We start from the raw sequence: 19,801 nt of genomic DNA, 5'->3' as shown, positions 1-19,801 counted from the left end.
ACTTTTTCCGGTATACCCTTCAAAACCCTTGCACTAATTTCTGTGTTTATCAGCCTCTAACCTTTGATATATCAAGGTTTTAGGTTTATTCAGCAAACCCTACTCAATTACCCTTAACAACGTCATCCCAATCAGGAATTTCTGCATTTTCTCCACCTACACCAATGGCAGTATTATAGATTTCTGCATCAGTAATGGTGAGATTATTCATTGATGCTTGATAGACGTTGGAATCATTAATAATCGCATTGGTGAGATTTGCATTATTAAGATTCGCTTGTTTTAAATTGACATTAGTAACAAAAGCAGATGTTAAATTTGCACCTGTTAAATTTGCCCCTGTTAAGTCTGCACCTTCGAGGTTGGCTTCTTGTAAGTTAGCACCCCGGAGGTTTGCTCCTCGTAAGTCTGCACCAATTAAATGAGCGCCTCTGAGGTTAACTCCTGAGAGTTGACATTTAGGACATTCCCCAGTGGATAAAAGTTTTTGTAGGTCTTGGGTATTTCCTGCTTGTACTGAGTTAACAAAAAACAGGGGAGCGGCTAAGGCTATAGCGGCTAATAGCTGGCGTTTCATAATATTCCCCCTTCCTTTTAGATAATAGTACCCGTTCATTTTCCTCACAACTTTATTATCTCACTAAATGGCTCAAGAATGTTGATTTATCTCACAAATTAGATGTGATGTTTTAACCGTTGGTGAGTAATGCTATAACTATGACTGGGGTTAGGTCTTAGCTATTTCTAAATACTGAATTTTGGAAAATTGCTAATGTTAAGCTAATGTTAAATTTTGTGTTAAATATTTTTAACTTGTATCATTGAGCATAGTTTTGTTGTAGAAGTAAATGAGTATTGTTTACTATTAATAAATAGGTGGTTTTAGCCAAGAAATTCGCGCATATACTCTATGACTAATTCTGGCTGTTCTTGTTGTACCCAATGACCAGAATTAGGAATATATTTGATTTGTAAGTTTCTGACGTATTCTTGTGTACCATAGGTAAGTTCTTTACCTAGTGCGGTGTCATGTTCTCCCCAAATCATCAGGGTAGGAACTTCCAGAATACTCCAATGTTTGTGGAGGATACCCTGTTGAAAAATGTTACGGTAATAGTTCAACATGGCTGTCATTGCACCTCGTTTTGCGGCTGCGTCTTTATAGGCTTCAATGTCTGCTTTTGTGAAGGCATTTTTATTAAAAGCTGTACCTTGAATAGCTTTGGCTATAGCTTCGTAGTCTGAAGCTTGCAGGATTAGTTCAGGAAGCAACGGCAGTTGAAATAAGAAAATATAATAACTACGTAATAATTGTTGGGGTGTGCTTAAACCTTGAGCAAATTTGGCGGGATGGGGGAGGTTGAGTATGATTAATTTTTCTACCATGTCAGGGTGAGCGTAGGCAAAATTCCAAGCGATCGCACCACCCCAATCATGAGCGACTAAAATACAACTTTCATATCCTAAACCTTTGATTACTCCTTTTATGTCTTTAACAAATTCATCCATCACATAAGCAGACTGCGATTGAGGTTTATCACTATCGTTATAACCACGCAAATCAAGAGCAACAACGTGGTAATCTTGAGAAAATGGGGGTATTTGATGCCGCCACGAGTACCAAAATTCTGGAAAACCATGCAACATTAACATTAACGGTCCGTCCCCTTGGGTGACATAATGTAATTTGATGCCATTGGTGGTGATGTAAGCGTGTGTCCAGGAATTTTCGATGATAGACATAACATTTGATAGATTCAAAACTTCTGTAATTTTCATTAAGAGCAATTATACAAAGTATTTTTCGTGAGAACATCTATAAAAAGTTAGGTTGTCAATGAGTAGAGTAAAAATACGAGGTGTCTGGTGAACGAAAACTGATAGTCAGGTTCTCAAGTCAAGAAAAAACATTGCGGCAGCGATGGAATTTTGAGCGGTAAAGATTGGAAAAACATTTAAGAAAGATTTTTAAGGTATAACTTCAGTGATGAAATTAGAAACAAAACAAACAATTGAGATTCTCAAGCAAGATTTACCGACCTTATTTGAGCAGGATATTTCTTATGATATTTATTCTGAGGATATCTTTTTTCGTGACCCGGTGAATAAATTTAAGGGTAAGTTTAATTATCGGATTATTTTTTGGACGTTGCGTTTTCACGGACAGTTATTTTTTACGGAACTTGCTTTTGATTTACATGATGTTTCTCAAACTGATGAAAGTACAATTTTAGCAACGTGGACGGTGCGGGGTGTGTTGCGTGTTCCTTGGAAAGCGCGGTTATTTTTTAATGGTTATTCCACTTATAAGTTAAATGATCAGGGTTTGATTTTTGAACATATTGATACTTGGGATCGGGGACCGGGGGAGATTTTGCAGCAGTTTTTTAAGAGAGGGGTTTATTGAAATAAAAAGGATTTTATTTGTCTGATAGCGAAGCGTGGCGTAAGCCATATCAGGATGTCCAGGATTTAAGGATTGACAGGATTATTTTTACCATTGATTAATTAAAATTAAATACTGTTAACTTTGATTACTTTCAGTTAAAGCCTATTGACGGGTATTTATAAGTAAAATACGATTTCTGTATATAAGGTGTTTTCACTTATAAATTTATGAACCAGTCTAATAATAGCGAACTTGCCAAGGCAGGGGATATCAACGCGATTAATAATCTTGTTAATGAGTGGTTGCAATCACCTAGTATTACTGTCAAAACAACTCTTAAACAGGACTGTCTCCAGATAATGCTAGAATCAGCAGAAGTTCCAGAAAAAGAGTCAATCATTCCTTGTATTCGTGATAACTTGCTGAATTTATCTATTGACTCTGTGAAGAAAGTAAAAATATATGCACGAGAAACAGGAGAAGATTTTCCAGATTGGCAGGAAGAATTAGAGTTAAATTATACATTGCCAGAACAGAAAACAGAAAGTCAATTATCTACACAACAACCATCTTTTTTTAATTCCTTTTTTGGTGCGATCGCCGGAACAGCAGCAGCGGTTGGTGGTGCAGCTATGGGTCTCGGTGGTGCGATCGCCGGAACAGCAGAAGCAGTTGGTGGTGCAGCTATGGGTCTCGGTGGTGCGATCGCCGGAACAGCAGAAGCAGTTGGTGGTGCTGCGATGGGCGTTGGTGGTGCAGCTATAGGTCTTGGTGGTGCTGTTGCTGGTGCTGCCATGCAAGCAACCCAAGTTGTAGGACAAGCATTAGCAATTGTTGGTAATAATCCTGATTTACAAAAAGCAATCAAATCATTAAATCAAGATTGGTTAAATCCTTTAATTGATCAAGTAGATGTAGTTAAAGCTGAAGCTGCTGTAAGAAAATTACAACAAGAGTATCCCAATGAAAAACCTCCAGAAATTGCCCATCGTTTAATGTTGGAAAAGTCAGTTTTTGCTGGAACAAGTGGTCTTGTTAGTAGTCTTGCACCGGGACAAGCTGCGGCCATGTTTGCCGTAGATTACCTAGCGACGGCTGCATTATCGGCGGAATTAGTTTATCAAATTGCTGCTGCTTATGGAATGGATTTACAAGATTCAGAACGTAAAGGTGAAGTAGCAGCTATTTTTGGTTTAGGCTTAGGAGGAAAAACTGCAATTCAAGCAGGTTTAGGTTTATTGCGAAATATGCCAGTTGCTGGTGCAGTGATTGGTGCTAGTTCCAATGCTGTGATGATTTATGGATTAGGTTATGCTGCTTGTCAATTTTATGAAGCAAAAAAAAATCCATTAACTTTAGAAGCAAGTTTGATAGATGCTCAAGAAGAGAGCGAAAAATATTTAGAAGTTGCTATTTCTCAAACCAAGATTATGGATCAAATATTGGTTCATATTGTGTTAGCTGGTAATCCTGATAAATCTTGGGAAAATATTTTACCAGAGTTAAAAGCAGCTAATCTGAGTCCTGCTTCTTTGGATGAAATTGCTGCTCATATTAAATCACCACCACCGTTAGCACAGTTGCTTGAGCAACTTAATAGTGATTTTGCAGTTGCGTTACTAGCACAATGTGAAAAAATTGCTAATTTAGATGAAGTAATCACACCTGAAGAAGCTCAAGTAATAGCAGCTATTCGTAAAAGGTTTAATTATCAGGTAGTTTAAGTCCTGAATTTTTTAACCAATTCTCAGAAGTGCGATCGCTGACTTGGTGACTGAATATGATAATTTCTCTTTCTTTCTTTGCGTCTTTGCGTCTTTGCGTGAGGATTGAAGATTTTTAAGAAACGAACCACGAAGAAGCGAAGGACACGAAGGAAGAGAGGAAGAGAGGAAGAGAGGAAGAGAGGAAGAATTTTTGTTGATGTTTACATCCTGTAAATTCTTAAATCCAGGATATTAGGAATTAGACATTTTCCCAGTCTTCTAATTTTAATTCGGGAATGCGTATGGTTCTCTTTCAGATTGTTCTTCTTGGGGCGCTCTTTCTAATGCTTCTCCTTCCCACGCTCCAAATGTACTCAAAAATTCTGAAGACCATTGACGTTTTTGCGGTTTTTGAACTTGTTGATAAACTATAATTACTTCTACATCAGCATCTTTGATTTCTGGTAAGGGTATGTGTAAAATTCCATCATTACCAATGTGAGATTCTAGTTTTATGGTTTGCATTATTAATCTTTCTCCTTTAATATTTCGATATTATAACCTTTCTTTCTCTTCTTTGCGTCTTTGCGTGAGAATTGAAGATTTTTTTGAAACGAACCACGAAGAAGCGAAGGACACGAAGGAAGAGAAGTTAAAGAGGGTTTTTAATTTATTCAAATACAGGTGGCCAAATTTCTGAGATGTTTATTTCCCAACCAGGAAGTAATTCGGGAATGGTTAATTTATCATCTCCTGTTAATGTTTCAATTTCTCCGTTGGGACGATATACGCTTACGGTTCTTTCATCAGGATTAATTAATATGCCGATTTTTGCACCTTGTTCTAAAAAGAGTTTAACTTTATCTTCTAATTTTCCGATTCTATCAGTTTTTGATTTAATTTCTACCACCAAATCAGGAACTAGGTTTCCAAAGTCTCTAACTGTGCGTTTTAATCTGGAAGCAACAACAAAGGAAACATCGGGTGCGCGGAGGTCGGTGTTTGGCATAATAAAACCACCGCTAGAGTCAAATATTCTCCCTAAGTTCCGGGGTTTAATCCAGTTACCTAATAATCTGATCAATTCTGCACCTATTTCACTTGATTCAATATCTGATGGTCCCATAACTAGGAGGTTTCCTTCTTGCAGTTCTATTTGATAGTCTTCTTGTTCTTTGGATAGGTTTTGTTGCAGTATTTCTACATCTTTTATTGTTAGCTGCATGGGGTTTTCTCCTTATATATATATGATTATATTCTTCCTTTGCGTCTCTGCGTCTCTGCGTGAGAATTGAAGATTTAAGAAACGAACCGCAAAGAACGCAAAGGACACGAAGGAAGAGACGTTAAAGAGGGTTTTGGGGTGGATATTGTTTTAATACTTGTTGCAGATATTTTCCTGTGTAGGAACGTTGATTTTTTGCAACTTCTTCTGGTGTTCCCGCAACAATAATTTCTCCTCCTTTGTCTCCTCCTTCTGGTCCTAAGTCTATTACCCAATCTGCACAACGGATAACGTCTAAATTATGTTCAATGACTAAAATCGAATTTCCTTTATCCACCAATCTTTGCAAAACATCTAATAATTTGTGAACGTCGTAAAAAGACAACCCGGTTGTTGGTTCATCTATTAAATATAATGTTTTCCCGGTTGCACGTCGAGATAATTCTGTTGCTAGTTTGACTCTTTGCGCTTCTCCTCCTGATAATGTGGTGGCTGGTTGTCCTAATTGTACATATCCTAATCCTACATCTACTAATGTTTGTAGTTTGCTAACTGCTTTGGGAATGTTTTCACAAAATGCTAATGCTTCTTCTACTGTCATGTTTAAAACGTCAGAGATTGATTTTTCTTTGTATTTAACTTGTAGGGTTTCTCTGTTATATCTTGCTCCTTTACAAACTTCGCATTGTACATAAACGTCTGGTAAAAAGTTCATTTCTATGACGTTTACTCCTTGTCCGCTACAAGCTTCACATCTGCCACCTTTGACATTGAAGGAAAATTGTCCTGGTTTATATCCTCTGGTTTTGGCTTCGATGGTTTGGGAAAATACTTCTCTAATAACATCAAAAACTCCTGTGTAAGTTGCAGGGTTTGATCTGGGTGTTCTGCCTATGGGTGATTGATCTATAACTATGGCTTTATCTACACAGTTTAATCCTTTAATTTCTTCTATTTCTTTTGGTAAGGGTACTCTTTTTAAAAGATGATGTTGTAAAGCTGGATAAAGTAATTCATTGATTAAAGTTGATTTTCCTGAACCAGAAACTCCAGTAACAGCCACCAGTTTTCCTAAGGGAATTTCTACATCTATGTTTTTTAAGTTGTTACGATGGGCGTTTTTAATTCTTAAACTTCTACCGTTCCCTTCTCTTCTTGTTCCAGGGGTATGAATTACTCTTTTTCCTGATAGGTAAGCACCTGTTAAAGAAGCTTCCGCATTTAACAAGTCTTCTATATTTCCCTGAGCAATAATATTTCCCCCATGAATACCCGCACCAGGTCCAATATCAACTATATGATCTGCTTCCCGAATAGTTTCTTCATCGTGTTCGACAACTATTAATGTGTTTCCTAAGTCTCGTAATTTGGTTAAAGTTTTTAACAAACGTCCGTTATCTCTTTGATGCAAACCGATACTTGGTTCATCCAAAACATACAGAACACCTGTTAAACCAGAACCGATTTGTGTTGCTAATCTAATTCTTTGTGCTTCTCCTCCTGATAATGTCATTGCCGGACGATCTAAGGTTAAATAATCCAAACCAACATCTAATAAAAATTGTAATCTAGCTTTAACTTCCCGTAAAACTAAATCAGCAATTTGCATTTGTCGGGGGCTTAATTTTAAATGTTCTACCCTTTCCCGACATTCCCGAATTGACACACTCGTTAAATCTAAAATTCCATATTGTCCTAATTTCACAGCTAAAGCTTCCGGCTTTAATCTTTTCCCCCCACAAACTTCACAAGGTTGATCTATTAAATATTCTTCTAATTTCTGCTTAACTAATTCTGTTCCTCCCTCATATTGCCGTTGCAAAATGGGAATTACACCTTTAAAACTCTGCTTTCTCTGTGTCTCTGTGGTTCGTTTTTCCTCTCCATGTAAAACAATTTGTTGCTGTTCCCTGGTTAAATTCTTCCATTGAGTTTGTAACTCAAATCCATAATCTAAACCCAGTGTATATAATAGCTCTAAATAATAGGAATTTTCCTTTTCTGACCAAGGTGCGATCGCTGCATAAATCGGTGCTTCGGGATTAGGTATCAACAATTCTTCAGAAAACCTTCTTAAAGTGCCAATTCCATGACAGTGAGAACAAGCACCATAGGGAGAATTAAAAGAAAACAAACGTGGTGATAATTCTTCCATTACCGCACCATGTTCTGGACAAGCAAAGTTTTCTGAAAATACCATTTCTGATGGTAATTTTTGTTCCGAAATACCTTGACTTTCCCCCCCATTTATTATATACTTACTATGTTGTCGCTCCTGCGCTGACTTATCTGATGTATCATTTAATACTTGAATTATAGCTATTCCGTTAGATTGCTTAAGGCAGGTGGTGAGAGAATCGACTAGACGCTCCTGTATATCGTCTTTTTTTACGAGCCTGTCAATAACCAGTTCTATATTATGTGTAATATTTTTATCCAATTCAATGGAATCTGAGAGTTCCAAGACCTCTCCATTGACCCTGATCCGAACAAAACCTTGAGCGGCTAAACTAGAAATTAGTTTGCGGTGAGTTCCCTTTTTTCCTCTGACGACTGGTGCAAGAATTTGAAAACGGGTGCGGTCAGGAAGTGCAAGGATGCGATCGCACATCTCATCAATGGTTTGGGGGGAAATAGAGCGATCGCAATGGGGACAATGGGGTTCACCAGCACGGCCATAAAGCAACCGCAGATAATCATAAATTTCCGTGACAGTTCCCACTGTAGAACGGGGGTTGTGGGAAGTTGATTTTTGGTCAATGGAAATGGCAGGACTTAAACCCTCGATAGATTCCACATCGGGTTTATCCAACTGACCCAAAAATTGCCGAGCATAAGCGCTCAGAGATTCCACATAACGCCGTTGACCTTCTGCAAAAATCGTATCAAACGCCAAAGAAGACTTACCCGAACCAGAAACACCAGTAAACACAATTAACTGATCGCGGGGTAATTCCAAATCAATATTTTTGAGATTGTGCTGCCTAGCGCCCCGAATGCGAATAGTATTTTGGTTGTTTTGGGGATAGGGGAGGCGATCGCTCAAATTTGTTGCTAGGTGTTCTGACATATTGACAGAGGGAAGGTTACACAGTGAAACAGTCCTTAATAATAACGTAATTTTCTGATCTTTGAGATTTTCCCTCGTTTCTGCCTTTGTGTCCTTTGCATCCTTTTGTTTTGCCATAACGACAATTTTTAACGCCGACCTATTTAGGGGATGCTGAATAAACCAAAAAGCCTCACAATATTTTCCTAGTATTTTTGCAGAAACTTTTGGAAAGTATATCTGTCACGCTGTTTAAATATCTGAAAACCTACATACTTACCCATGTCTGCTATTGCTCAAGGTATTCCCGGACTACCAGATTTAACACATCCTGATGAATTAATCAAGTTTGGTACCCAACTACTTCAAGGTTCACTATTGTTTGTATTTTTAATTGTAGCCTTGGGAGTGGCGATCGCTCTCATCAGTTTTTCTCTGAGACGCAACACCAGCGAACAAGCTGTTTTCTTTGGTGAATGGTCAATTCGTTATTCCCAACTTCTCAAAGGACTACAACATTTAGCCTTGATTTTAATTTTAGTAGTTACGGGATTTTTCCTCACTTCTACTTTAAGCAACCGTTACCATCATTGGGAACAAGCAAAAGTAGCACAAGTAGCGGAAAGTGTAGCAGGTGATAAATTAGAACAAATTGCGCCCCAAGTGCGTTACATTATCGAAGAACCTTATAGCTATACTACTCAAGTTAACGGCAAAATAGTCAAGGTGACAGATAAACAAAAAGTTACTCGCTATTTAAACTTAGCAGGTTCAAATATTCAAGTTAAAATTGACCAAAGTGTGAACGTGCAAAATCGCAGTGCCATTTATAATACAGATTACACTGCTGATTATAAAATTGTCAATTCACTAAGTGATGTTAATAGTTTTTTCTTTGAAGCACCACCACCCTACGGTTATTCCTTACTTTCTAGTTATAAAGTAGAAAAAGATGGAACAAGATTAAAACAAATAAACCCTGGTGATTATGGTTTTCCCTTTCGCTTAGAACCAGGACAAGAAACCACAATTAAAGTTAGCTATCAAGCGCAAGGTGGACCCCGTTGGGTTTATAATGCCACAAATCAATTACTTTCTCAATTTCGCCTCACAACAATTGCTAATTTTAGAAATGCTGATTTTGCTAGTGGGATAGTTCCTCATGAAATTAAAAATGATGGTGACAGTACCCAATTTACTTGGATATTTGATGAAAATGTTTCTGTAAGAAATCCCTTTGGTGTATTTACTGCCACCAAACCAATAGGAAAAACTGGGATTATACCCCGGTTATTACTGTTAGCACCAGCCTTATTTTTGTGGTGGATATTGCTTTTATATTTGTCCCTACCCATGAGTTTAAAAAATTTGGCGATCGCTGCGGGTATTTTCTTTGCTTGCTTATTAACTTTAACCTATATGGCGCGGGTAATGAATGCAGAAATAGCTTGGTTAATGATTTCATTAATCTTACTTGGTTTCATCTATGGTTTAGGTGCAAATCGTCACGCTGCTTTAGCCGCCATTATTTGTACTATTGCTGGAGCAATTTTACCAGTATTTGCATTATTAATTCCCTTTAGTGGTTTAACCTTGAGTTTGGCAGGTTTGTTATCAGTCGGGTGGTTAGCAATACATCATTGGTATAGACAATTGATAATTGATAATTGATAATTGACAACTATCAAATTCAAGGTTTAAAACCTTAAATTTGCAGGAGAAAAAAAAGAAAAAATTTTCTATTAGCCAATTCTCTCACTTTCTCCTGAAAGATAATTGTCAATTGTCAATTGTCCATTTTTGAAAAAAAAATCAGTACACCAGTACGCCGACATCAATAGACATCTGGTGGTAATTAGGGGTTGCTGAGAAAGTCTTTCCGTGAGGGCATAGGAGTCAGGAGTCAGGAGTCAGGAGTCAGGAGTCGTAGGGGCGAAGCATTCGGACGACAAATTATCAATTTTATGAAAAGGCTATTTTCCGAATGCTTCGCCCGTACAGGAGTCAGGAGTCAGGAGGAGATTTGAAAATTTCTTTGCCATCTCTTGAAATCCCAAAAAATGCACACTTTTTCCGGTATACCCTTCAAAACCCTTGCACTTTTTTTTTGTTTATCAGCCTCTAACCTTTGATATATCAAGGTTTTAGGTTTATTCAGCAAACCCTAATTAAATTTGCATAAGCACCAAACCTTTGTAGGGACAATTCATGAATTTTACCTACGATAATTTTCACCAGAGGTATGATCAAATCGGATCTCTATATATTTATGGCATTTTGGCAGATATTTGCAGTGTTGCATTGCTATCCTAGATGCGCGAATGTCTTTGTGCGATAATTCCGACTTGCAGAATCCCTCGGTGTATAACCGGGGGTCTTTTTTTTGGTATCAGTTTCCACCACTATTGAAAATTGACCACAAAACTGCACTCCTAACTTCTAAATTATCATCATCATACTTCATTCGACGTAGAAAGCATAAATCAAAACCCTTTCCTTTCGATAGAGTGCATAGATTTGTGAGCGAGATAAATTGATATCAAGACTAGTCCACATTCCAATGTCTTTGATTCTATCCTCTGGTGACTGACCTTCGCTGGAGGTGATTTTTTGTAAGAAGTCAGGAGTCAGGAGTCAGGAGTCAGGAGTCAGGATATTAAAAATAAATTTCTTCCCTGTTCCCTGTTCCCTGTTCCCTATTCCCTATTCCCTGATTTACAGCTATGAAAAAGCGCCAGGGAAAGCGGATTAAAATCTGGCGCATAGATTCCATCAGTTGTGTACGTGTTATAAACAAAGTGTAGATAACAGTAACAAAATCCAAGGTTCTTGATCTTTAAGAAACTTTTTGTTAGTTACGTTATCAGTACCACTAAAATTTTACTACCAAAAAAACAACAGTTTTTCTAACAGTTTCAGTGGCACACCAGTTTGTATTAGAATCATAGTCCATTTATTCAATCTTCATAATTAACTTATTACTTCTTAATATCAGCTATCAGCTATCATTTACCAGCTATCAGTTGACAGTTAGCCGTTTTCAATGTTCACTGTTAACAGTTGACTGTAAACTGTTCCCTGATTAATATATGATGAATAAATTAACACCTAAAAACTGGATAATTATTCAACAGAGACTAACACCTTATCTATTTTTATTACCAGCTTTAGTTTTATTAAGCTTAACTGTTTTTTGGCCTGCGCTGCAAGCATTTTACCTCAGCTTTACCAGCTATCAAGATATTGGAGAAGCGCCTAAATTTATCGGTTTTGACAACTTTCTGCGTTTATGGAAAGATGTTGTTTTTTGGAAAACCTTAGAAAACACCTTTCTCTATCTTGTTGGAGTTGTGCCAATTTTGGTAATTACTCCCTTGATTTTAGCGATTTTAGTAAATCAAAAATTGCGGGGTATGAATTGGTTTAGAACTGCATATTATACACCTGTAGTCATTTCAATGGTTGTTGCAGGTATAGCTTGGAAATGGTTGTATGCAGAAAACGGTTTATTAAATCAATTCTTGAAAACTTTAGGTATATTTCCCGAAGGAATTCCTTGGTTAACAAGTCCAGAGAAAATATTAGGAATTGTCCCCATTTCTTTAGCTAGTGTAATGGCTGTAACTATTTGGAAAGGATTAGGATATTACATGGTAATTTATTTAGCGGGATTGCAATCTATTCCTGCTGATGTTTATGAAGCAGCAGCAATTGATGGTTCAGATGGTATTCGCAAACATTTAGATATTACCATTCCTTTAATGCAGCCTTATTTAGCTTTAGTAGCGGTAATTTCGGCGATTTCTGCCACTAAAGTCTTTGAAGAAGTTTATATTATGACAGGAGGCGGACCCCTGAATAGTTCTAAAACAATTGTTTACTATTTATATGAACAGGCATTTAGTAATTTAGAATTTACCTATGCTTGTACAATGGGCTTGGTGTTATTTTTAATCATTTTAGGATTATCACTTTTGCGATTAGCAATTAATCAGCAAGATGGTAATTTGGGTGTGTAATTAGGGGTTGCTGAAAATTTTCAGCAAACCTTAATTATTTCGGCACAGACCAAGAACGAACTTGACCTAAAGTTACAGGAATTCTGTCACTAACATCAATAGTAAACAGAAAAACTCTCTTCCCTCTATGGTATTATTTACTGGAATTTTCTGGCTGTATTCTGGATTCTGCGTTTTGCGTTCTGTATTCTTACTTGTCAGACTCAAACATCAATATTAATTACTAACCATGAAAACCTTAATTTCTTCTTTAGTCGTTTTAGGAATTGGTGCAACAGTGTTAGTGTCTAATCAGAGTATTGCCCAATCATCTAAAATTGAAGAATTTGTTGCTAGGGGTACAGAACCATTTTGGAGTGTGACTGTTGGTAAACGGGGAATTATTTATAGTTCTCCAGAAATTAAACAGCAAATCTTCCGTTATACAGCACCATTAACAGCCCAAGGAAGACCAAATGATTTAGTTAGAGTATACCGCTTTAGAGGTCGGGAAAACAATATGTTAATTCTGCGAAAAGTTAATACTTGTAGTGATGGGATGTCAGATCAAAAATACCCGTATTCAGCTATTTTGATGTTAGGAAATAGGGTTTTAGAAGGTTGTGCTGAGAAAAAATAATATCATTTATTTGGTAATTGGTAATTGGTAATTGGTAATTGGTAATTGGTAATTGGGAAAAATAAAATGATTACCTAGTCCCTAGTCCCTAGTCCCTAGTCCCCAGTCCCCAGTCCCCAGTTAAAATCTTCTTTCAAACTCAATAATTGCCCGACTATCATCAGTTAAATTTGTGGAAGCACGAACACGAAAATCATCATTAATTCTGTAATTAATACCCCATTGAAAGGGGTCACTAGCGGTTAAAATTTTGATCGTAGAAAAGGAAAATTTGCTAGAAATATCCACACCTGCTTCTAATGCTAATTCTATAGTCGAGTTGCTTTTACCTGCTTCGGGTTTATCAGAAAGAATGGTAGGAAATATCCGCAGTTCACTTAAACCAAAAGCATCTCCAATTTGGCTAAATGCAGCTTGAAAGTTATTGAAAACAGCCGAACCAGCAATATTAATTAAACCCAATGTTGTGTCACCACGTCCTTGGGTGTCTACAAACCCACCTCCTAACAAAGTGACAATTTCTGTTTGTGAACGTGAGGGACTACTTTTTAATTCTAAATTCTCATTTAGTTGACTAGCAAGACCTTTAACTATTGCTTCGACGCGGACGGTTTCTAATTCTGATAACCCTGTAGAAACTTGTCTGCTGAGATCAATTGTTTGGATTCCATCTAACACTTTAGCAAACAGTTTAATATCTAACTCAGGATCACGAGGATCAGAAGTTTTAAAAGTTGCAGTATGTTTATAGTTACGAGCTAAATTGAATTGGGTAGTAAATAAATTTACGCCACCTTTGGTTAATCTGATAGTTCCTGCGGGTATAGGATTATTTAAAGTACCACTTACATTTAAATCACCAGTTGCTAGGAAGTTAAAAACAGGTGGACGAGCTATTTCTACACTTTTTCCTAGCTTGATTTGCAAATTATTTAATCTGGTTATTCCGCTTTCAAGATCACTAGTTTTGTTTTGCTTGTTAGCGGCGATGATTGATAAATCAGAACCTGTTTGAGATAAGGTTTGTGTATCAGATTCTGTTAGTAAAATTTGACCATTAGATAATTCTATCTCACCACCAATTGCTGGTTGTAATACTGAACCTGTAATTTCTAAATTACCACTTGCACCACCTTGATATAATCCCTTGAGATTTAATACTAATTGTTCTAGTTTCACACTCAAGGGTTTATCTATTTGGATGTTTTGACTGTTGAAAATTGGTATTTCTCCTGTGGCTTCTATTTTACCATTGCTAAACTGCCCTTTGAGGTTTTCTACTAATACTTTATTAAAATCAAATTCGGCTTTTCCAGACACATTATTTAGTTTACCTTGTAAAGCTTGGGCTGCAAATGTGGCGTTATTAAGAGAGGCAGTACCTTTAACTAATGGTTGTTGTCTAGTTCCTCTGACAGCTAAATCTACTTCTCCTTCACCGTTCTCAAAAGCTATTTGATCGGTGAACAGATTTAATAATCCTAAACCTTCATCTTTGACTTTGACATCTAGGGTAATTTGATTGTTGTCTGGTGTTACTGATGCAAATGGTAATTTATAGGGAATATCACCAGTAATGTTAACTGGTTCGTTTCCTACTGCTATAACTTGACTGCCAAATTTCAAACGTCCATCAGCATAACTAAAACCTGCGTTGGCTGACTGTATTGGTTTTTGATTGAGTGTTCCTTCTGTGATTTTTAATTGTCCTCTAGCTTGGGGGTTGGCTATACTACCAGCTATAGCAGCATCAATGTTAAGATTACCGCTAATTCCTACGGGGATTTTGACAAAGTTATTTAATAGTTGAATCGGGAATTTTTCGACTGTTAATTTTCCTGATTGTTCTTCACCACCAACATTACCAGTAAAGGCTATGAGTCTATCTTTAGCTGCGATGCGTAAAGGTTGTAACCGCAAAACACCTTTTTCAAAACTACCTTCAGCAATGACTTTGTCGGCACGATAAAACCGATTAGGTTCTGTTTCTCTACCCCAAGTAAAGTTTTGTCCTTGTAAGTTAAATTGTGCTGTTGGTCCGTTTTTTGTAGCGGTGTTGATGGCAATTTCTCCGTTGAAAGTTCCCTTTAAGTCTTTTAAATATGGTATTGGTTTTGATTCTAGCCGTTTTTGTTCTTCCGCAACTAGAAGTGCTTCAATTTCTGCTAAACGTTGAATTTGATTAAATAAAGGTTGATTTGGTAAACCTCGCGGGTTGGTGGTTAAATCTGCTGCTGTACCGTAGGTGGGAGGTGTTAAACCTCTTTGTAAATCTTGAATTTCAAATATTTGGGCAACGGTGAGTAAATCTTGAATTTTGCCTTGGTTGATGTTAATTTTGGCTTGTACTTGGGGACCTTGAGGAGTTTGTTTGAGGTTAGCGTCAAACAGGTAGCGACTTTGATCGTTGATAAATTCGCTGTTTGTTAAGGTGGATAAATTATTGTTGTATTGAAATTCGGTGGTGAAGCGATCGCCTTTAATTCTACCAAGTTGCGGTTTGGCGATCGCAATATTTCCCCGTGTTGCTAATGTTTTTTGATTTATTTGCAAATCTCCCGTTAATAAACCAGCTAATGCACTTTGTCCCAAAATCGGATTATTAGGTAAGTTTAAATTTAAGTTTAAATTTAAGTTTAAATTTAACACTTGTAAGGGGAAATTATTAACTTTAACTGCCCAATTTTCGCCTTGAGATTGACCTGTAGCTGATGCTTGTTGCCACTGTACTAAAAAGGCGCTAGGTTGATTATTGGCATTTAATTTAGCTGCTAGTCTGTCTCTTTTACCAGCAACATCTAAACTTAAACCCCTTCCTTGCACTAAATTAATGTTACCAGTTAATAATGGTTCAAAGGCAAACTTTTGTATTTTGCTTTGCACTTGCAAATTTTGCAAACCCAAAGATCCAATAACATTCGGTGCTGTGATTTTCCCGGTAATTTGTCCTTTAAAATCTGCTTTTCCAGCTACATTGATCGCATTAGGTAATTGCAAAGGCAATTGTTTAAGGTCATAATTTTGCGTTTGAACATTGAGGTTTAATTGGGTAATTTTTGGTATACCTACTTGTTTAGCATCGGCTAAAATATAACCACTGGCGTTTAAATTTGGAGTTCTTGCTTGGGGAATAGTTAATTGTTTACCATTCCAAGAAACTACAGCATTTAAAGGAGAATTAATTCCCGGAATACCTCGACTAAATTGCACTTGACCAGTAGCACGAATATCAGCTAATTTCGCAGACCCAATAATACCAGCAACTTTTAACTGACCTGCAAATTTACCTGATAATTGTTGATTTAAACGTTTTAATTGTACACCAGAACTATTAACTAATGCTTGGTAACGACCATGAGCAAGTTGAATATTAGACGCTGTAACTGTTCCCCCGGCAAGATTTAACTTTGCTTGACCATTTGCTTGAATAGTTTCAGGTTGAAAAGATGCAACATTACCAGCAACATTAAACTCACCAACTAATGCACCTTGTATTTGAGGTGGAACATTTGCTAATCTCTGCACAGGTACATTTTCTACTGCAACTTGCGCCTTGTAGCGACCATTACTAACTTGAATATTTTTAGCTGTAATTGTGCCATCATTAACTTTTAAACTGCCTTCACCAATAGCACCGAAATTATTGAAGTTGAAATTTTCGGTATTACCTGCAATAGTAAATTTCCCGGCGATGGGATTATTGAAAATGGGGGGAGATTGTTTTAAGATTGTTCCCAATCGTACATCTTGAGCTATCAAGTCAGCAATAAAGTTTTTATCTTCTAACTGAAAACGAGAAATGGCAATTTTACCGCCAGCAATATTAATCTTGGCATCTTCTGGACGAATATTAGTAATTTTAAAGTTTTCAGAACTTCCTGAGATGATTAATTTACCGTTAAATGCTGCGTTATTTAAAGAGATATTTTCTAATTGTTCTTCTTTGAGAAATGGTGTTAATTTCACACCTGAAGCTTGAGCGACAGCTTGCCAACTTTGAGGATTATAATTACCATAAACCCGGATTATATTCCCAGCAATATTAACAGCAACATTACGAAAATCAACTGTACGATTTGAGTTAATAATTGTTTCACCAGTAGCAGCATAGGTGGCTTGGGGAGCTTGCCATTTTACAAAAGTTTGAATATTGTTAGCTGTACCAATGAGGTTAGCTGTAGCTGAGACAGTGCCAATTTTGAATGTAGAGTTAATATGATCATTATAAAGTTTAGCGATCGCATCCCCTGGAACATTTTTAGCAGTTAAGTTCACATTGATTTGCGGTACTTTCCCCAGGGCAATTTTTCCCGCCCCGCTAACTTCACCCCCTAATGTAGTTTTGCCTTGAATATCTTTGAGAGTCAGCAGAGCATCACGAGTTGAAAGCTCAAATTTACTACTAACTTTCTCAAAATCAACTTGATCAATTTTGGCAGTTTTGATATTAGCCACAGTTCCTGAAAGCACAGGTTCTTCAATATTTCCTAATATCTGTAAATCGGCTTTTACTACCCCACTCACAGGGAAAGGTGATTTAATTTCGAGAGTTTCTAGGGCATTTGACACACTTACAGCATTGACACGCCCTGATAAATTAAAGCCTTTTTCTCGGTCAATCAAACCTTTAGCAGTAAGGGGAATTTTCCCATAATTACTAACTACATTATCTAACTCTATAGCTAATCCTTGAAACTTGACATTTCCCTGAGTATTGCTTAATAGTTGTGGGACTTGGGGAATTTGTAGAGTTACCCCTTGTAAAGCAGCAGTACCATCTAATAAAGTTTGTTGATTTGGTATTAATTGAATTTGTAAATCACCATTTACCCGACCAGCTTGTAAATTTATTGGTAATTGAATCAAACGAGTAATATCTGTGGCTAATAAATCTTGCGTTTTTACCTTTAAATTACCTTCTAAATTTGCCTGGTCGCGGAGATTTCCTTGCAGGAAAATATTACCACCGTTCTCTGGTTTTCCGGCTACGTCAAATTTAATCAGTCGGTTATTTTCTATCAGTTGGGCAGTTCCGTATAGTCCTGAAAATGTTACAGGTATTGGGGACTGGGAACTGGGGACTGGGAAATTGATATTTTTCCTTTGTTTCTCTGCTGCTTCTGCTTTCCCTGTTGCCTGGGTTTTCTGGTTTCCTACTAATATTAACTTGGCGTTGCGAACGCGCAGTTTATCTACATCGGTTTTAATAAGTCCTGGTTTTTCTAGTGGGGCGATAGTGGTAGTGATCCAGCGTCCTTGATTATCCTGTTGAATATAAATATCTGGGTTAATTAAAGTAACATCTAATTTTAATTGACGATTAACAACTAACTGCCAAGGATCAAAACCCACATCTACCGCTTCTATTGTCACCCGATCTGTATCCGTGGGTGTGGGGGGGATAGCTGAAGCAGCAAACCTAACTCCTGTGAGGGAAAATTCTTTTACTTCTCCCAATTCAACTGGACGGTTGAGGATATTGGTAAGATTTTGTTGTGCTAGGGGTGCTAACTCTGTTTGGATAAAATTTCTTAAACGCCAAATACCACCGATGATTACAATTAGCAAAAATGCGCCTAACGCCATGCTACCACGACTCAATATGATCAACCATAAGCGTTTGCGGCTTGCGGTTGGGGTTTCTTGATCTTTTTTGGAAGTGTTAGACATGGGTTTGCACTATGGAAATTGCCGGAGTTAGTGGTCAAACATCCTCTTATAATTAGCACAATATTTAGCTGTGCCACTGGTAGGGTTAGTAGCTAGTTACTGTTTTCTTAACCAATACTAACAAATACTCACATTTACTGAAAATTTCCTGTCATCTTTTGCTTTGTGACAGAATTACAGTAAAATCACTGTATGCTACTAGGATTCAAAACCCAACTCAAAGTTAACAAGCAACAACGACTACTACTGGCGCAACACGCAGGAGTAGCCAGACACGCTTGGAATCAAGGTTTAGCACTTTGTCAACAGGTATTATTACATAACAAACTGCAACCAGAAGAAAAAATCAAATTTCCCACAGCCATAGATTTACACAAATGGTTAGTAGCAGCCATTAAATCTACCCATCCTTGGTATTATGAAGTGTCTAAATGCGCCCCTCAATACGCATTAAGATATTTGTCAGATGCTTTTAAATCTTTCTTCAAAAAAAGTAAAGGGTTTCCTAAGTTTAAGAAAAAGGGTAAACATGATTCTTTTACCTTAGATGGTGTCATAAAAATTGACTACAGAAAGGTAAAAGTACCCGTAATTGGTTGGATAAAAACTTATGAAATTCTCCCTACAGCATATAAACCGAAATCTGTCACCATCAGTAAACAAGCTGACAAGTGGTTTATCTCTTGGAAAATAGAAATAGAAACGAATCAAACCCAGAAAAATCAAGAGTTTGTAGGAGTTGATTTAGGAATCAATCACTTAGCTACATTATCAACAGGAGAAATATTTAATGGAGTAAAAAGTTATAAAAAGTATGAGAAAAAGTTAGCAAGAATGCAATATTTGAACCGTCATAAAAAAGTAGGTTCAAATAATTATAGAAAAGCCCAAATCAAAATAGCAAGATTACACCAAAAAATAGCCAACATCAGAAAAGATACATTACACAAAATTACTACCTATATTAGCAAAAACCACGCGGTGATAGGGATAGAAGATTTGAATGTATCTGGGATGTTAGCAAATGGGAAATTATCAAAAGCTATAGCTGATATGGGCTTTTATCAATTCAGAAGGCAGCTAGAATATAAAACACAACTGTATGGTAGTAAGTTAGTAATTGT

At 37.0% G+C, this 19,801-nt stretch carries 12 protein-coding genes; 6 read left to right on the top strand and 6 right to left on the bottom strand.

Annotated features, from left to right (window positions below):
- Window positions 1-103: 103 nt before the first annotated feature.
- Window positions 104-577, bottom strand: coding sequence for a pentapeptide repeat-containing protein (locus H6F47_RS21655; RefSeq protein ID WP_137668882.1), 474 nt, complete (start codon window positions 575-577; stop codon window positions 104-106).
- 305 nt (window positions 578-882) lie between these two features.
- Complete coding sequence (locus H6F47_RS21650; RefSeq protein ID WP_190348132.1) at window positions 883-1,743, bottom strand: alpha/beta hydrolase; 861 nt, start codon at window positions 1,741-1,743, stop codon at window positions 883-885.
- A gap of 244 nt (window positions 1,744-1,987) precedes the next feature.
- On the opposite strand from H6F47_RS21650, the gene H6F47_RS21645 reads away from it, so the two are divergent.
- Together H6F47_RS21645 and H6F47_RS21640 are read left to right on the top strand one after the other, a co-directional pair.
- Window positions 1,988-2,407 (top strand): DUF2358 domain-containing protein, encoded by a 420-nt coding sequence (locus H6F47_RS21645; RefSeq protein ID WP_190348131.1) that lies wholly within the window; start codon window positions 1,988-1,990, stop codon window positions 2,405-2,407.
- Window positions 2,408-2,616: 209 nt separating this feature from the next.
- On the top strand, window positions 2,617-4,113 hold the full coding sequence (locus tag H6F47_RS21640; RefSeq protein WP_190650929.1) for a hypothetical protein: 1,497 nt from the start codon (window positions 2,617-2,619) through the stop codon (window positions 4,111-4,113).
- 267 nt (window positions 4,114-4,380) lie between these two features.
- On the opposite strand, the gene H6F47_RS21635 is transcribed toward H6F47_RS21640, so the two are convergent.
- The 3 genes from H6F47_RS21635 to uvrA form a co-directional block, all read right to left on the bottom strand.
- Window positions 4,381-4,620, bottom strand: coding sequence for a hypothetical protein (locus tag H6F47_RS21635; protein WP_199291252.1), 240 nt, complete (start codon window positions 4,618-4,620; stop codon window positions 4,381-4,383).
- Between the two features lie 145 nt (window positions 4,621-4,765).
- Window positions 4,766-5,320 (bottom strand): Uma2 family endonuclease, encoded by a 555-nt coding sequence (locus tag H6F47_RS21630; RefSeq protein ID WP_190348128.1) that lies wholly within the window; start codon window positions 5,318-5,320, stop codon window positions 4,766-4,768.
- A gap of 121 nt (window positions 5,321-5,441) precedes the next feature.
- Window positions 5,442-8,390 (bottom strand): excinuclease ABC subunit UvrA, encoded by a 2,949-nt coding sequence (uvrA, locus tag H6F47_RS21625; RefSeq protein ID WP_190650930.1) that lies wholly within the window; start codon window positions 8,388-8,390, stop codon window positions 5,442-5,444.
- A 261-nt stretch (window positions 8,391-8,651) separates the two neighbouring features.
- Between uvrA and H6F47_RS21620 the strand changes: the two genes are divergently transcribed.
- The 3 genes from H6F47_RS21620 (at window position 8,652) to H6F47_RS21610 (ending at window position 13,007) form a co-directional block, all read left to right on the top strand.
- A complete protein-coding gene (locus H6F47_RS21620; protein ID WP_137667420.1) occupies window positions 8,652-10,040 on the top strand; it encodes a UbiA family prenyltransferase in 1,389 nt (462 codons plus the stop codon).
- A gap of 1,421 nt (window positions 10,041-11,461) precedes the next feature.
- Window positions 11,462-12,388 carry a sugar ABC transporter permease gene (locus H6F47_RS21615; protein ID WP_096565733.1) on the top strand — a complete coding sequence of 309 codons (927 nt, stop codon included), beginning with the start codon at window positions 11,462-11,464 and terminating at the stop codon, window positions 12,386-12,388.
- Window positions 12,389-12,617: 229 nt separating this feature from the next.
- A complete protein-coding gene (locus H6F47_RS21610) occupies window positions 12,618-13,007 on the top strand; it encodes a hypothetical protein (protein WP_096565732.1) in 390 nt (129 codons plus the stop codon).
- Window positions 13,008-13,127: 120 nt separating this feature from the next.
- Here the strand turns inward: H6F47_RS21610 and H6F47_RS21605 are convergent, their stop codons facing one another.
- On the bottom strand, window positions 13,128-18,677 hold the full coding sequence (locus tag H6F47_RS21605; RefSeq protein ID WP_190650927.1) for a translocation/assembly module TamB: 5,550 nt from the start codon (window positions 18,675-18,677) through the stop codon (window positions 13,128-13,130).
- Window positions 18,678-18,869: 192 nt separating this feature from the next.
- Between H6F47_RS21605 and H6F47_RS21600 the strand changes: the two genes are divergently transcribed.
- Window positions 18,870-19,801 (top strand): RNA-guided endonuclease TnpB family protein (locus tag H6F47_RS21600; protein ID WP_190650925.1); only part of this gene is annotated, 932 nt, incomplete at its 3' end.

Source organism: Sphaerospermopsis sp. FACHB-1094 (assembly GCF_014696195.1).
In the GTDB taxonomy this organism is placed as follows: Bacteria; Cyanobacteriota; Cyanobacteriia; order Cyanobacteriales; family Nostocaceae; genus Sphaerospermopsis; species Sphaerospermopsis kisseleviana.
This window is presented reverse-complemented; position numbering and strand designations above follow the sequence as displayed.

Excerpts from the sequence above, each read along its gene's own strand:
- H6F47_RS21640 (WP_190650929.1), top strand. The coding sequence starts at position 2,617 with ATGAACCAGTCTAATAATAGCGAACTTGCCAAGGCAGGGGATATCAAC.
- H6F47_RS21615 (WP_096565733.1), top strand. The coding sequence starts at position 11,462 with ATGAATAAATTAACACCTAAAAACTGGATAATTATTCAACAGAGACTA.
- H6F47_RS21610 (WP_096565732.1), top strand. The coding sequence starts at position 12,618 with ATGAAAACCTTAATTTCTTCTTTAGTCGTTTTAGGAATTGGTGCAACA.
- H6F47_RS21630 (WP_190348128.1), bottom strand. The coding sequence starts at position 5,320 with ATGCAGCTAACAATAAAAGATGTAGAAATACTGCAACAAAACCTATCC.
- H6F47_RS21650 (WP_190348132.1), bottom strand. The coding sequence starts at position 1,743 with ATGTCTATCATCGAAAATTCCTGGACACACGCTTACATCACCACCAAT.
- H6F47_RS21620 (WP_137667420.1), top strand. The coding sequence starts at position 8,652 with ATGTCTGCTATTGCTCAAGGTATTCCCGGACTACCAGATTTAACACAT.
- H6F47_RS21605 (WP_190650927.1), bottom strand. The coding sequence starts at position 18,677 with ATGTCTAACACTTCCAAAAAAGATCAAGAAACCCCAACCGCAAGCCGC.
- H6F47_RS21655 (WP_137668882.1), bottom strand. The coding sequence starts at position 577 with ATGAAACGCCAGCTATTAGCCGCTATAGCCTTAGCCGCTCCCCTGTTT.
- H6F47_RS21645 (WP_190348131.1), top strand. The coding sequence starts at position 1,988 with ATGAAATTAGAAACAAAACAAACAATTGAGATTCTCAAGCAAGATTTA.
- uvrA (WP_190650930.1), bottom strand. The coding sequence starts at position 8,390 with ATGTCAGAACACCTAGCAACAAATTTGAGCGATCGCCTCCCCTATCCC.
- H6F47_RS21635 (WP_199291252.1), bottom strand. The coding sequence starts at position 4,620 with ATGCAAACCATAAAACTAGAATCTCACATTGGTAATGATGGAATTTTA.